The organism is Luteibacter sp. P1_D3, assembly GCF_056406135.1.
Map to the genome: position 1 here is coordinate 63,152 of NZ_JBFUAT010000009.1, position 15,258 is coordinate 78,409.

The following is a 15,258-nucleotide window of genomic DNA, read 5'->3' on the forward strand; positions in this document are numbered from 1 at the left end:
GCTGGTCCGCGACAGCGGCGGTAGAGGTGGCTTGGATATCAGACATGGGCGGCAAGCTCTTCCGTGCGGGCGGATTCGGTCCGGGCCACGACGTCGGCGGGGATGTAGTAGTCGCGCTTGTAGTTGAAGGTGTGGCCGATCGCGGTCACCAGCAGGCCGAGGAAGGCGATACCGGCAATGAGGAACATGTGCCAGATCATCGCGAAGCCGATGACGAAGGCGAACCCGGCGATGTACACGCCAGCCGCGGTGTTCTTCGGCATGTGGATCGGCAGGTAGCCTTCGGTGCGACGCTCGGCGTTGCGCTCCTTCATCTGCCACCAGGCGTCCGCCTCATGGATGATCGGGGTGAACGCGAAGTTGTAGGACGGCGGCGGCGACGAGGTCGACCACTCCAGCGAGCGGCCGTGCCACGGATCGCCCGTGACGTCACGCAGGGACTGGCGGCGCTTGATGCTGACGAAAATCTGGATGAGGAAGGCCGCGATGCCGCCAGCGATCAACAACGCACCAAACGCGGCGATGATGAACCAGATCTGCAACGACGGGTCTTCGAAGTGGTTCATGCGGCGGGTGACGCCCATGAAGCCCAGCACGTAGAGCGGCATGAACGCGAAGTAGAAACCGGTCAGCCACAGCCAGAACGACCACTTGCCCCAGTACGAATCCAGCCTGAAGCCGAACGCCTTGGGGAACCAGTAATTGATGCCGGCAAAGACGCCGAAGACGACGCCGCCGATGATCACGTTATGGAAATGCGCGATCAGGAACAGGCTGTTGTGCAACAGGAAGTCGGCCGGAGGCACGGCCAGCATGACGCCGGTCATGCCGCCGATCACGAAGGTGACCATGAAGCCCATCGTCCACAGCATCGGCACTTCGAACTGGATGCGGCCACGGTACATCGTGAACAGCCAGTTGAAGATCTTCGCGCCCGTGGGGATCGAGATGATCATCGTGGTGATGCCGAAGAACGAGTTGACACTCGCTCCGGAGCCCATGGTGAAGAAGTGATGCAGCCAGACCAGGTACGACAGCACCGTGATCACCACGGTGGCGTAGACCATGGACGCGTAGCCGAACAGGCGCTTGCGGCTGAAGGTGGCGACCACTTCAGAGAAGACGCCGAACAGCGGCAGGATCAGGATGTAGACCTCGGGGTGACCCCAGATCCAGATCAGGTTCACGTACATCATGGCGTTGCCGCCGAAGTCGTTCGTGAAGAAGTTGGTGCCGACGTAGCGATCCAGCGAGAGCAACACCAGCACGGCGGTCAGCACCGGGAACGCGGCCACGATAAGCACGTTGGTGCACAACGAGGTCCAGGTGAAGATGGGCATCTTCATCATGGTCATGCCCGGCGCGCGCATCTTGATGATCGTGGCGAGCAGGTTGATGCCGGAGAGGGTCGTTCCCACGCCGGCCACCTGTAGTGACCATATGTAGTAGTCGACCCCGACGTCGGGACTGGCCGCCAACCCGGAAAGTGGCGGATAGGCCAGCCAGCCCGTACGGGCGAATTCACCGACGAACAGCGAGGCCATCACCAGCATGCCGCCGGCGACCGTCATCCAGAAGCTGAAGTTGTTGAGGAACGGGAACGCCACGTCGCGCGCACCGATCTGCAACGGCACCACGAAGTTCATGAGGCCGGTGACGAAGGGCATCGCCACGAAGAAGATCATGATCACGCCGTGGGCGGTGAAGACCTGGTCGTAGTGATGCGGTGGCAGGAAGCCTGCGTTGCCGTTGAAGGCCATGGCCTGCTGGGCACGCATCATGATCGCGTCGGAGAAGCCACGCAGCAGCATCACGATACCGAGCACCATGTACATGATGCCGATCTTCTTGTGATCGATGCTGGTGAACCACTCGCTCCAGAGGTAACCCCAGAGCTTGTACTTGGTGAGGACGGCCAGCAGAGCGATGCCGCCGAGGGCGACCGCCGCGAACGTGCCGATCAGGATCGGCTCGTGGTACGGAATCGCCTCGATGGTGAGGCGTCCAAAGATCAGTTTGACTAGATCGGGTGTGTTCATTACCGGACTCGGCGAGGCTTGAATCGGAAAAGGCGTCCGCTCAGAGCGGACGTCCGGCAGGTGTCATCGCTGCGCCGGTGGCGCCACGGGCCGCGCAAAGCGCACCCACGTAGCGCTTGCCGTCGTCGGCGACACCCAGGCGCGAGCGGGTGGCGGCATCGAGCGAAGTGACGTTGTAGGTACCCACCACGCCCTGGCCGCCCTGCTGGTCGATCGCCATCATGTCGCTCTGGCACATGCGGTTCGATTCGACGCACCGGTTGAGGATGGCGTTGTACAGGCCAGGCGCCACGGTCTTGTAGTAGTGCACCGGTTCGCGTTCGCTGGGCTGCTCGAGCTTGAGGTAGTCCTCACGGCTCAGCGTGTTGCCATCGGCGCGGGCCTTGGCCACCCAGGTGTCGAAGTCGCCATCGGACAGGCTATGCAAGCGGAAGCGCATGTCCGAGAAGCCGGCACCGCTGTAGTTGGCGGAAATCCCTTCGAAGTCACCGGTCTTGTTCATCACCGCGTGGAGCTTGGTCTCCATGCCCGGCATGGCGTAGATCATGCCCGCCATGGCGGGGACGAAGAACGCGTTCATGACGTTGGAGGCGGTGATGTGGAACTCGATCGGGCGATCGACCGGCGCGGCCATTTCATTGACCGTCGCGATGCCCTGTTCCGGATAGAGGAACAGCCATTTCCAGTCCAGCGCCACGACTTCCACCACCAGGGGCTTGACGCCCTCGGGGATCGGGCGGGACGCGCCGATCTGGTCCAGCGGGCGATACGGATCCAGCTTGTGCGTGCTGGTCCAGGTGATGGCACCCAGCGCGATGATGATCAGTAGCGGGGCGGACCAGATCAGCAGCTCCAGGACCGTCGAGTGGTTCCAGTCTGGCGCGTAATCGTCGTGGTTCTTGTTCTTTTCCCGGTACTTCCAGGCAAACAGGAAGGTCATCGCGATCACCGGGATGATGATGATCAGCATCAGCACCACGGAAATAATGATGAGGTCACGCTGCTGCCGGGCAATGTCGCCGGAGGGCGAGAACAGCACGGCATCGCAGCCCGACAAGAGCAGGATCAGGGCGGGGATAAGCAATCCGCGCAACATCTTCATGGACATTCGCATGATGGAGGCAACCGTGGGGACACGAAAAAGTACGCCTATCCGCCTTTTAAGGCCATAGGACACATTGTCCCATGGCCTTACAAGCCGAGTGGTGCGATTTTTGGCTATCCTGTCATCCATCTCCAAGACCGGCCGAATACGATGTCGAGCATTTCACACGCCCATCACAATGCCGCGGAGGGCGCCGAGCAGGATGTCCGCCGCCAGCACGAAACCAGCCACGCCCCCGTCGCCCCTGGCGAAATCGCGGTCGGCGTCGTCATCGGCCGTGCTTCGGAATACTTCGACTTCTTCACGTACGGCATCGCGTCCGTCCTCGTCTTTCCGGCGGTGTTCTTTCCGTTTTTGAGCCAGCTGGACGGCATCCTCGCCGCCTTCGCCATCTTCTCGCTCGCGTTCATCGCCCGCCCGCTCGGCACCACGCTGTTCATGGCCATCCAGCGCAACTGGAGCCGGAGCACCAAGCTGACCGCGGCCTTGTTCCTGCTGGGCACGTCCACGGTCTGTATTGCCTTCCTGCCGGCGAACACGTCGCACGGCTACGCGGTCATTGTGATTCTCTCGGTGCTGCGCTTCTTGCAGGGCATTGCGCTCGGCGGCTCCTGGGACGGCCTGCCGTCCCTGCTTTCGCTGAACGCCCCGAAGAACCGCCGGGGCTGGTACGCCATGCTCGGCCAGCTGGGCGCGCCGATCGGCTTCCTGATCGCCGCCTCCCTGTTCCTGTTCCTGCATACCCAGCTGTCGACGGAAGATTTCTTCAGCTGGGGCTGGCGCTATCCCTTCTTCGTCGCCTTCGCGATCAACGTGGTGGCCCTGTTCGCCCGCCTCCGCCTGGTCGTGACCGAGGAATACACCCAGCTGCTGGAAGAGCGCGAGCTCGAGCCCATCGGCATCATCGAGATGGTGACGGCCCAGGGTTACAACCTGTTTATCGGCGCCTTTGCGGCCCTGGCCAGCTATGCGCTGTTCCACTTGGTGACGATCTTCCCGCTGTCGTGGATTGCGCTGAACCGCTCGCAGGACATCAACGATGTGCTGGTGGTGCAGCTGATCGGCGCCTTCCTGGCGATCCTCGGCACGATGGCCTCGGGCGTCATCGCCGACAAGTTCGGTCGCCGCAACACCCTGGGCACGATGGCCGTGCTGATCGCCCTGTTCGCCATCGCCTCGCCCTGGCTGCTCGGTGGCGCCAAGGTGGCACAGGACGCTTTCCTGCTGATCGGCTTCGCCCTGCTCGGCCTGTCCTACGGCCAGGCGGCAGGTACGGTCACGGCGAATTTCGCCAAGCGCTACCGCTACACCGGTGCCGCCCTGACCTCCGACTTCGCCTGGCTGTTCGGCGCGGCGTTCGCCCCGTTGGTGGCCCTGGGTCTGTCGACCCGCTTCGGCCTGGGTGCGGTAAGCGTTTACCTGCTCTCGGGCGCGGCCTGCACGCTGCTGGCCTTGCGCATCAACAAGGCGCTGGAGACGGACCGGCCCAAGCCGGCTGTCTGATCGGCGCGCGGGCTTTAAAAGCATCGCCGATGAATCGGCTCCTACCCAGGCTACCGCAGCCCCCGTAGGAGCCGATTCATCGGCGATGGAACCCCTCAACCGACCACCGGATAGGGCCCCACATCGAACACCGCATCGTGATACCCCTTCACCCCGATCGCCCGGGCCATCTCGCTGCGGAAATCCTCCCCGCGACGCAGGCAGTCCAGCACGAAGGCGAAGTCCCGCCGGGGAGTCCAGCCCAGCGCCCGTGACGCCCGACCGCTGTCGTAGACGCGGTCCAGGCTCGGCAGCAGCTTCCAGCCCCGTGCGCCATAGAGCGCATCGACATCTGGAAACAGCCTGCGAACCACGGCAGCGGCATCGGCCCGCAAGGCGACGACGTCATCCCGGGTGAAGGGAGGCGTGGCGGAGACGATGTACCGGGCGAAGCCGATGTCCGGCGCCCGGGTCACCGCGAGCAGGTGCGCCTCGACGATGTCGTCGATGTCCGCGCGACGGTAGAGCAGTTCATTCGCCTGCATGTTCAGAGTATTGAACTCGGCGCGAACACCTGCGTTGTCGTCATCTTCGGGGAAGAAGCGCGACGTTCGCAGCACGATGACAGGGAGGCCTTCCTTCCGCGCGACCAGTTCGCCCATGCCCTCGGCGGCGATCTTGGTCGCCCCGTAGATGTTCTTGGGGATCGGCGTCACGTCTTCGTCGATCCAGGCGGCAGGCTCACCCGGCCGTGGCGACAGCGCCGCGCCGAAGGCGCTCGTGGTGCTGGTGAAGACGAACGCTTTCACGCCATGCGCCACGGCGGCTTCGAGCAGCGCGACCGTACCGGCCACATTCGTATCCACGAACTCGCGCTTCGAGTGAGTGGCCACGTGCGGCTTGTGCAGGGTGGCGCTATGAATGACCGACGTGGCACCCGACATCGCATCGCGGACGAAGGCCTCGTCCGTGATCGATCCCACGTGATCGGTAAACGCCGACGCCTTGATGTCGATACCGCGAACCTCGCGCCCCTCGGCGCGAAGACGGCGGACGATGGCCTCGCCCAGGTGTCCGGCGCTGCCGGTGACCAGAACGCTCATCGGCAACCGCTCCTTACCAGATCAGATCGTCCGGGACGACGAACTGCTTGTAGTAATCGTCATCGTCATCGGCCGGCAGGGGCGCGCTGTCCTTGCGACCGTGGTCGGACACGACCACGTCGGCCACGCGCATGTGGATCTTGTCCGCCGCCGCGCGCGGCACGAGCTCGTAGCGGTCGTCCAGCTTGGCGATGGCCAGTACGCCGGCGGCGAGTTGGGCTCGAAGCGGCTCGCTCACCAACAGGCTGGTGATCTTCTCGCCGTCGGTGAAGCGGTAGGCAATCTCGCCGTCGCGCTTTACCCGGGTGGTTTCGACGATCTGCCGGACCTGCGCACGGATTTCCTTCTTGCGTGCGTCGGCATTGCGCTCGGCGGCGATGGCACGGTCGCGCTCCGCACGCTCTGCCTGCAACTTGCGTGCGTCGACCTGGGCCTCGTCGGCAACGACGGGCGCCTTGCCCTGGCGCTGCTTGGCCTGTTCGCGCACGACCTTGGCGATCTTGTCCTTCTTGACCAGACCGGCCTTGAGCAACTGTTCCTGCAGTGGATTACGCATATCGGGGCATTCGTAGGGTCGCGAGACCACCGATTCTAGCGCCGAAGGCTTGGTTACATGGCGTTACGTGCCTAGGCTTGGTGACCTCCCCGGAGGTAGATCCCGCATGTTCCCTCGCCGCACCCTACACGCCACTCGCCTGACCCTTGCCCTGCTCGGGCTGGTCGCCACGCCGACGTTCGCTGCCGACACGCTGCCGCCCCGCAGCGAATGGCGGGCCAGCAGTTCCTCGCAGCAGGTGCCGGCGCTGGCGCCCGCCCACGCGATCGACACCGATGAGACGACACGCTGGGGTGGCTCGTTCAGCCCGGGGCAGTGGTTCCAGGTGGATCTGGGCAAGGTCGCCCGGATCGGCGGCGTACGGATTCATTGGGACAGCGGCTTTGCCGCCTCGTACTCGATCCAGGTGTCCACCGACGGCCTGACCTTCCACCCCGTGTACAGCGTGACCGACTCGCCAGGCGGTACCGAGTACCTCGTGTTTCCGGCAGCCGACGCACGCTACGTGCGTCTGGCCGCCCCGGCGCGGACGGCCGATTGGGGCGTGTCGGTCTTCGAATTCGAGCCCTTCGCCGCCAGCGACGCGGCGCGCATCGTCGGACTGGACGGCACGGGCGATGGCGCCGCGCTCTGGGCGGATGGCAGCATCCGCCGTATCGTCGGCGAGGGCCCAAAGGGCACACGGCAACTGGCTATCACCCTGCCCCGGCCGGTGAACATTGCCGGCCTCGAGATCGAGTGGGCCGGCCCTCGCGATGGGGCCCGGCTGGAAGGGCGCGACACGCACGGACGCTGGACCACCTTCGACAGCGATCCCGGCAGCCTGGGCGACAGCTCCTACCTGGCCGCGCGCGAGCCGCACGACATCGATGCCCTTCGCCTGGTGGTCGGCGTTAAAGACGGGGCGCCGCCCGCCGTGAAGCGGCTGCGACTGCTTGGCCCCCTGCGGGTGATGACGCCGATGAAGCGTTACCAGGTGATCGCATCGCGCGCCAACGCCGCACTCTTCCCCTCCTCCCTGCACATGCAGCAGGTGTACTGGACGGCCGTCGGCGTCCCGGCGGGTCTGCAGAAATCCATTTTCGACGAGTACGGCAACATCGAACCGTACAAGGGCGGCCCGCAGGTGCAGGCCATCTGGCGCGACGCGTCCGGACGCACACGCGTTTCCGACACCTCGGAGCGCACGCATGCGCTACGCGACGGGTGGAAGCCGATGCCTTCCGTCGGGTGGATGGCTCAATCCGGACTTGCGGTGACCAGCGAGGCGTTCGCCACGCAGGACGGATCACAGCCGGTCGTGATGCTTCGTCATCGGCTTCGCAACACCGGTGCCACGGCCGTCGATGGCGTCCTGTCGCTCGTCGTGCGACCCATCCAGGTCAACCCGCCGTGGCAGAACGGTGGCGCTTCGCCCATTCACGACATTGCCATCGTCGGCGATGCATCGAACGCAGGCGTGCGCGTGGACGGTCGCACGCTACTTGCCTCGCTGACACCGGTCGATGCCGCGGGTGCCGCACCGTTCGGCGCGCATGGCGAGACGGAGATCACCGCCATGGTCGCCAACGGAACATCGCCCTCCACGCGTCAGGCGCACGACGGCGACGGTCTCGCCGCCGCCGTTCTCGATTACAAGGTGCATCTCGCGGCAGGCGAGCAGCGTGACGTCGTGCTCGCCTTCCCGCTGGGCAACACCGCGACGGAGGCGAACGGTCATCTGGCCGAACCGCCAGCGATCGATCGCGGCACGATCCACGCCGAGAACTTCGATGCCCTGTCGGCGCGTGCTTCCGACGAATGGCAGCAGCGTTTGGGCGGCGTCGGCATTTCGCTGCCCGACGAAACCCTGGTGAACATCCTTCGCTCGCAGGCCGCGTACATGCTGGTGAACCAGACAGGTCACGCCATGCAGGCAGGACCGCGCAACTACAACCGCTCCTTCATCCGCGACGGCGCGGCGACGGCCTCGATCCTGCTGCGCATGGGTGAGACGAAGACGGCACGCGACTACCTCGACTGGTACGCCGCGCACGCCGTGCACGAGAACGGATTGGTATCGCCGATCCTCAATGCCGATGGCAGTGTCAATCGTGGCTTCGGCTCCGACATCGAGTACGACAGCCAGGGTGAATTCATCAACCTGGTAGCCGATGTGGCGCGCTTCGGTGGCGGTCCCGACAGTGTTCGCTCGTATGAGCCGAAAGTGCGCGCAGCCATGCACTTTATGCAGGAGCTGCGCGAACGCACGATGGTCCCGGGTTACCTCAGCGACCTCCCTTCCCCCGAGCGTTTCCACGGCATCATCGCGCCCTCGATCAGCCACGAAGGCTATTCGAGCCCCACGCACAGCTATTGGGACGACTACTGGGCGCTGAAGGGCTGGCACGACGGCGCCTGGCTGGCTGAGCAATGGGGCGACAAGGACCTGGCAGCGTATGCGCACGAGCAGTACGCTGCCCTGCGCGAGTCACTGCGCAGATCCATCGAGACCACGATGGCCTGGAAGGGCGTCGACACGATTCCCGCCGCGGCCGATCTGGGTGACGGCGACCCGACCAGCGTCTCGATCGCGCTCGACCCGGCGGGGCAGATGGACGTCCTTCCCGCAGATGCGCTGCGCCGCACCTTCGATCACTACCTCGCCGATGTACGCCAGCGCGAGGCTCCCGGCGAACTCTTTGCCTACACGCCGTACGAACTTCGCAATGTGCTGACCTACGTCTACCTCGACCGGCCAAAGGACGCCGAAGAACTCCTGATGGACGTCGTGCGCGACCGGCGACCGCCCGAGTGGAACATGTGGGCCGAGGTCGTCCATTCGCGGCTTCGCCATCCGGGATACCTTGGCGATATGCCGCATACGTGGATCGGATCGGAGTACGCACGAACGCTCTTCGGCATGTTGATGCGCGAGGCCGACGATGGCCTCTACCTGCTGCCGGGCACACCGCCCTCCTGGCTCGCCGGGAAGGGGTTGTCCGTGACGCGACTGCCGATCGCCTATGGGTCGTTGAGCATGACGGCCAGGCGCGAAGGGAAGCGCCTGACCATCACCCTTGGCGAGGGGATCCGGCCGGGCACGGCATTGCGCGTGTTCTGGCCGGACCGGACGAAGCCAGCCAGGGTGACGGTCGATGGCAAGACCGTATCCGTCTACGACACGGACGGGCTACGGTTGGCGAAGCCATTCCACACCCTCGTCGCGGACTATTGAACGCGGCTCACAGGAAATCGACGCGGATCGTGACCGGGCGGACGAACGCGCCGCCTCCGACATCAGGTGTCGATTCGCGAAGGCGCACGTAGAACTCGAAGTTCTCACCGGTGGCCAGCGCATTGGCCTGATATGGCCGCCCCGGCCTGATCGTCCGTTTGGCTTCATTGGCGATTTCCAGGCCGACATGGGTCGGTCCGCCGCTGAACATGCGAAAGAGATCCCTCGCCAGCGGGTCCGCATCGGACGTGGCCCCAAAGGTGAACTGGGCAACCAGCCCGATGGGATCCTTGCACTCGCGCACCTTGAGCTTGAAGTTGAAACAAAGCGCGTGCCATTCATCACGACTGTCGCCGTGGCAGGCGTCACACATGCGGCGACACAAAGCAGGGCCACGGAGCGACGAAGCCACCGCACGCGGAAGCTGGAAGACTGTTCTGTCATGACGTTCCTGAGGGCGGGTCGGTCGCCAATGAAGCCCGGCGACCGACGTTTCACTTACGGTTCGAAACGAATCGTGTATTTCACCGAACCGCCCGCCTTACCCGGAGCCACCGCAGCCGCGGTCTGCTCGAAAGCGACGACATGCGCCAGGATCGCCTGGTTATCCGTTACCGTTTTCTTGATGACCTTCTGGTCGCCCCAGATGTCGATCGGATCCTGGTTCTCGTTCATGAGACGGAACTGGATGCCCGTCGCGGTGCCGGAGGTGACTTTCACCATGCCCGTCGCGCTATCGACCAACGCGCTATCCGGATCGAACGATGCCCACACCTTCGTCGTATCGGTGCAGGTGGTCTCGCCGACCTTGCCGATATAGATACGAAAACCTGTTTCGCCGACGCGCGTACCGATGCCCCCGAACTTCGAGGCATCGACACCGGCGAGGTTGACGGTGAAGTCCGGACCGACACCGCCCTCTCCACTGATGCTGCAGGTGACGTTGGTGATTTCACCGTCGAAGGTGATCGTGCCGTCGGACGCGAAGGCCGACGGTGCGGCCAGCCCAGCCATGAGCAGGGCGGAAAGTGTTGCCTTGAGGTTCATCCAATTAACCTTTCACTGTTTGTGTTGATCAACGACCGAAGCGGCCGTCGGCCTTGGGGAGACACGGGTTCATCCCCGCGCATCACGCAGCCGAGCTCGACCAACGCGAGCGCGAAAGAGAGTGTGTGGGAATTCCTCTTCCATCCATATGGAAAAATACTCAAAAGAAGGGTTTTCTTACACACATGCCAGGTCGACGTCGCGCTAGTTTGGCCGCGCTTCTCAAGACACAAGGACAAATACAGTGACAGGGGGTATCTCGTTCAGTCCAGCGATGATGCCGGTCCAAAAAACTCGAACTTTGCCCGAGCATCGGGTACACCGAGATCGCGCAACGCGCGGCGAACCGCTTTCATGAACGGTTTCGGCCCAAGGTAATACGCATCCATGGCATCGGACGCCGGCAGCCACGCGGCGAGCAGGTCCTTGTCGAGAAAGCCGGTGGCGTCGGGTTCGGCATCACCCGTCCGCGGCGTCTCGTAGCAGTAGTAGCGATGCAGTCTGGGGTGTTTTGCCGCCAGTCCGTCGATGACGTCCCGGAAGGCATGTACGCCACCGTGGCGAGCCGAGTGAATGAAATGAATGGGACGTTCGGTGGCCAAGGCGGCCTGCAACATGGCCAGGGTCGGCGTAATACCGACACCGCCGCTGATCAGCACCAGTGCGCGATCGTTGTGCTCGAGCACGAAGTGACCGGACGGCGGGAAGAGCTCGACGGAGTCGCCCACGTCGACGTGGTCATGCAGGTAGTTCGACACGAGGCCGCCGGGCACGCGCTTGACGCTGATCCGGTAACCCTTTTCGTCGGAGGCCGCCGAGAGCGAATAGTTGCGACGTGCATCCTGGTCGCCCACTTGTAGACGCAGGCCGATGTACTGGCCCGGCTCGTGGACGATCACGGTACCGCCGTCGACCGGAACAAAATGGAAGGAGGTGATTTCCTCACTCTCCTTCACCTTGTGGGCAACAACGAAGGCGCGACCGTCGCGCCAGCCACCGGGGCTCGACGCCACGCGATCATAAATGACTTCTTCGGCATCGCCGAGGATGTCGGCGAGCTGTTGATAGGCGACGCCCCAGGCCTCGAGCACCGCGTCCGTGGCGATATCGGCGCCGAGCACCTCGCGGATGGCACGGAGCAGCGACGCACCCACGACCGGATAGTGTTCGCGACGAATCCGCAGCGATACGTGCTTGCTGATGATGGCGCCCACGAGATCGCCCAACGCGTCGAGCCGGTCGATATGCCGCGCGTACATCAGCACGCCATTGGCCAGCGCGCGCGGCTGCTCACCGGTCGCCTGGTTGGCCTGGTTGAAGTAGGGGCGCACTTCGGGGTGCTCGTCGAGGAGGATGCGGTAGAAGTGCGTCGTCAGCGCTTCCCCGCCCTGTTCAAGAAGGGGGACGGTCGAACGGACGATGGCGCGGTGTTCGGCGGAAAGCATGGGGCGGTCTCTCGTGTTTGGGGATGCCTTCTCTATCCACATCCCGTGCCAACGCCGACATACAAGCAACTTCATGGAGTTAGAATACGAAAGGGTCGAAGTGACCCACGCCATGAAGGGGTCATACTGACCCTTATGAGGTCAATATGACTGCACCACTGGCCGAGTTGAGCGCCCTTCTTCCCCTGGTAGACGACCTGTCACGCGAGCTGCCGGAAGCCGAGCGCTACCGCCGATTGCTCGATGCGCTGCGCTCGCTCGTACCCTGCGATGCCAGCGCCCTGCTTCGTCTCGAGGGCCGGGAACTCGTGCCCCTCGCCGTCGACGGGCTGACCGAGGACACGCTCGGCCGGCGCTTCCTGGTCGCCGACCATCCGCGCTTCGCTGCCTTGCTGGCGCATGAGGGGCCGACGCTGTTTCCAGCCGACAGCGACCTTCCCGACCCTTACGACGGCTTGGTCGAGGCGCATCTGCCACTCGACGTTCACGACTGCATGGGCTGCCCGCTGATGATCGAGGGGAGGCCCTGGGGCCTGGTGACCCTCGACGCGCTGGAAGCCGGTCGCTTCGAACCCTCCGACCTCGCGACGGTGCGCGCCTTCGCGAGCCTGGCCGCGGCCACGGTTTCCGTCGCCGAGCGCATGCGTGGCCTGGAGCGTTCCGCCGAACACGAGCGCGCACGTGCCGAGGGGTTTCGCCTGGCCGCCGGACAGGCGCCAGACCGCGCGCTGACAGGCCGCAGCCCGGCCTTCCGCCACTTGACCGACGATATCGCCACGGTCGCCGGCAGCGACCTCACCGTGCTGATCCGCGGCGAGACCGGTGTCGGCAAGGAGCTGGTGGCCCAGGCGATCCATGCGGCGTCACCACGCGCGGACCGGCCGCTGATCGCCGTCAACTGCGCCGCCCTTCCCGAACACCTCGTGGAAAGCGAGCTATTCGGCCATGTGCGCGGCGCTTTTTCCGGCGCGATGACCGACCGCCGCGGCAAGTTCGAACTCGCCGATCACGGCACACTATTCCTGGACGAAGTGGCTGACCTTTCCCTCGCGGCGCAGGCGACGCTTCTCCGCGTGATGCAGAGCGGGCAGCTACAACGCGTCGGCTCGGATCGCGAGCATCGCGTCGACGTGCGGATCATCGCCGCGAGCAACCGCGATCTGGCCGACGAGGTGAGGGCTGGACGTTGCCGCGCGGATTTCTACCATCGCATCAGCGTGTACCCGCTGCGGGTCCCCGCCCTGCACGAACGCGGCAACGATGTGCTGCTTCTGGCCGGTACGTTTCTTGAAGAAAACCGGGGTCGACTGGGCCTGGCAGGCCTGCGTCTTGCCGCTGACGCACAAGCGGCCTTGCTCGCCTGGACGTGGCCCGGGAATGTGCGCGAACTCGAGCACACCATCGGTCGCAGCGCGTTGAAGGCGGTATCGCGGCTGGGCGGTAAGACACGCGCGCTGACCTTGTCGGCCGCCGATCTGGAACTGCCAGTGGCCCAGACAGTGCCGCCTTCGCTACCCGAGCCCGCGCCCGAGAACAACGGCCTGTCCCTGCGCGCCGACCTCGATCGCTACGAGCGCACCCTGATCGAGCGCAGCCTGCAAAAAAACGCGCAGAACTGGGCCGCGGCAGCGCGAGAGCTCGGGATGGACCGCGCCAACCTGCGGCGATCGGCGGCGCGGCTCGGCATCCCGAGGTGACTCTGTCTTAACGTCCGATCGCGCGCAGCGGCTTGCCGCTCATGAGGTTGCTTTCGATCTGCTCGAGGGTCACGCCCTTCGTCTCCGGGACCAGCAGGAAGGTGATCACGATGAAGACGGCATTGAGGCCGCCGTAAAGCCAGAAGGTCTGCGCATTGCCGATGCCGCTGAGAAGGCTCAGGAAGGTCACACCAACGACCCAGTTCGTCGCCCAGTTGGTAAAGGTGGACGCGGCAATGCCAAAGTCGCGCCCCTTCAGCGGCTGCACTTCCGAGCAGAGCGTCCAGATCAGGGGACCGGCCGACATCGCGAAGCCGACAATGAAGAGCAACAGCATGCCAACGGTGAAGAACTGCTCGCCACGCGAATGGATGCCCAGCGACATCATCGTACCGACGACACCCAGGCCGATCGCCATGATGGTGAATCCCACATACAGGATGGGTTTGCGACCCAGGCGGTCGACGAGGCCGAAGGCGATCAGTGTGGCCAGGACGTTTGTCAGCCCCACCGCGGCGGTGAACCACATCTGCGCATGCGTGTCGTAACCCATGTCCTTGAAAATGCGCGGCGCGTAGTACATGACGACGTTCATGCCGGTGAACTGCTGCATGGCCTGAAGCAGCACACCGAGCCCGACGGAGCGACGGAAGTTGCCATTCTCCCGGAACATGCTCCAGCCGTGTTGCTTCGTCTTCAACTGTTCGTCGATGGCGGCGATTTCCTGTTTCACCACAGCCTCGTCGCCACGCAGCTTGGCAAGCACCACCTGGGCATCTTCGCGGCGACCACGCATGAGCAGCCAGCGCGGGCTATCGGGCAGGAAGAACAAGCCGATCAGGAACAGTACGCCGGGCGCGGCGATGATGCCGAGCATCCATCGCCAGTTGCCTGTTGAGCTGAAAGCCGTATCGGAGAGGAAGGCCAGCAGGATGCCGGTGGTAATCATCAACTGGTAGGTGGAGATCATCGCACCGCGGATCTTCTCCGGAGCCACCTCGGCCAGGTAGAGCGGCGCGGTGAACGTCGCCACGCCGATGGCTACGCCAAGGACGCAACGCGCCAGGATCAGTACGGCCGGCGACCCCGCTACTGCGCAGAACAACGATCCGCCGATAAAGACCACACCGGCAAACATCAGCGAGCGCTTCCGTCCCAGCGTGGCGGACATCCACCCGGCGGCAAGGGCGCCCACGCATGCGCCGAGCATCATCGAACTGACGATCCACTCGATCATGCTGTCGGAGACCTTGAAATCGGCCTGGATGAACTGGGTAGCACCGGAAATCACGCCGATGTCGAGGCCGAACATGAGTCCGGCTAGCGCGGCGAGGATACAGGTGGTAACGATGGCCGCCTTCGGGTGGGCGGCCTTGGCTTCTTGTCTGACAGCGGCATCCATGGAATCGGTCCTTCGCGGGAAAGTTGGCCTGAGCATTGGATGCCACGACATGTATTCGACCCGTATGCGCTGCGTCGGCGAGGGGTGATTACGCAAGAACGTGCGCGGATTCGGCAAACTCATTCGCAAAGTCGTTAGCGTCGTGCGGCTGGCTTCATGATCGGA

11 protein-coding genes are annotated in these 15,258 nt (G+C 64.2%); 3 read left to right on the forward strand and 8 right to left on the reverse strand.

The genetic code is table 11. The features are described from left to right. Positions 1–38: 38 nt before the first annotated feature. Entirely contained in the window at positions 39–2,039 is a 2,001-nt protein-coding gene (gene cyoB / locus AC1DYM_RS08455; RefSeq protein ID WP_477337532.1) for a cytochrome o ubiquinol oxidase subunit I, read from the reverse strand. A 40-nt stretch (positions 2,040–2,079) separates the two neighbouring features. Then, positions 2,080–3,153, reverse strand: a complete 1,074-nt coding sequence (cyoA, locus tag AC1DYM_RS08460) for a ubiquinol oxidase subunit II (RefSeq protein ID WP_477337533.1) — start codon at positions 3,151–3,153, stop codon at positions 2,080–2,082. A gap of 141 nt (positions 3,154–3,294) precedes the next feature. Between cyoA and AC1DYM_RS08465 the strand changes: the two genes are divergently transcribed. After that, on the forward strand, positions 3,295–4,647 hold the full coding sequence (locus tag AC1DYM_RS08465; RefSeq protein WP_477337534.1) for an MFS transporter: 1,353 nt from the start codon (positions 3,295–3,297) through the stop codon (positions 4,645–4,647). 95 nt (positions 4,648–4,742) lie between these two features. Here the strand turns inward: AC1DYM_RS08465 and AC1DYM_RS08470 are convergent, their stop codons facing one another. Next, positions 4,743–5,729: an NAD-dependent epimerase/dehydratase family protein gene (locus tag AC1DYM_RS08470; protein WP_477337535.1), complete on the reverse strand. Its 987-nt coding sequence runs from the start codon at positions 5,727–5,729 to the stop codon at positions 4,743–4,745. A gap of 13 nt (positions 5,730–5,742) precedes the next feature. Then, positions 5,743–6,285 carry a DUF2058 domain-containing protein gene (locus tag AC1DYM_RS08475; RefSeq protein ID WP_477337536.1) on the reverse strand — a complete coding sequence of 181 codons (543 nt, stop codon included), beginning with the start codon at positions 6,283–6,285 and terminating at the stop codon, positions 5,743–5,745. Positions 6,286–6,391: 106 nt separating this feature from the next. Between AC1DYM_RS08475 and AC1DYM_RS08480 the strand changes: the two genes are divergently transcribed. Continuing rightward, positions 6,392–9,502 (forward strand): discoidin domain-containing protein, encoded by a 3,111-nt coding sequence (locus AC1DYM_RS08480; RefSeq protein WP_477337537.1) that lies wholly within the window; start codon positions 6,392–6,394, stop codon positions 9,500–9,502. A gap of 7 nt (positions 9,503–9,509) precedes the next feature. On the opposite strand, the gene AC1DYM_RS08485 is transcribed toward AC1DYM_RS08480, so the two are convergent. From AC1DYM_RS08485 to hmpA, 3 genes are all read right to left on the reverse strand, one after another. Then, positions 9,510–9,875 (reverse strand): fimbrial protein, encoded by a 366-nt coding sequence (locus AC1DYM_RS08485; RefSeq protein WP_477337538.1) that lies wholly within the window; start codon positions 9,873–9,875, stop codon positions 9,510–9,512. A gap of 125 nt (positions 9,876–10,000) precedes the next feature. After that, positions 10,001–10,549 (reverse strand): fimbrial protein, encoded by a 549-nt coding sequence (locus tag AC1DYM_RS08490; RefSeq protein ID WP_477337539.1) that lies wholly within the window; start codon positions 10,547–10,549, stop codon positions 10,001–10,003. 263 nt (positions 10,550–10,812) lie between these two features. After that, on the reverse strand, positions 10,813–11,994 hold the full coding sequence (gene hmpA, locus AC1DYM_RS08495) for an NO-inducible flavohemoprotein (protein ID WP_477337540.1): 1,182 nt from the start codon (positions 11,992–11,994) through the stop codon (positions 10,813–10,815). Positions 11,995–12,140: 146 nt separating this feature from the next. Between hmpA and norR the strand changes: the two genes are divergently transcribed. Then, positions 12,141–13,691, forward strand: coding sequence for a nitric oxide reductase transcriptional regulator NorR (gene norR, locus AC1DYM_RS08500; RefSeq protein WP_477337541.1), 1,551 nt, complete (start codon positions 12,141–12,143; stop codon positions 13,689–13,691). 7 nt (positions 13,692–13,698) lie between these two features. Here norR and AC1DYM_RS08505 read toward each other — a convergent pair whose 3' ends face one another. Continuing rightward, positions 13,699–15,093, reverse strand: coding sequence for a sugar porter family MFS transporter (locus AC1DYM_RS08505; RefSeq protein WP_477337542.1), 1,395 nt, complete (start codon positions 15,091–15,093; stop codon positions 13,699–13,701). Positions 15,094–15,258: the final 165 nt, after the last annotated feature.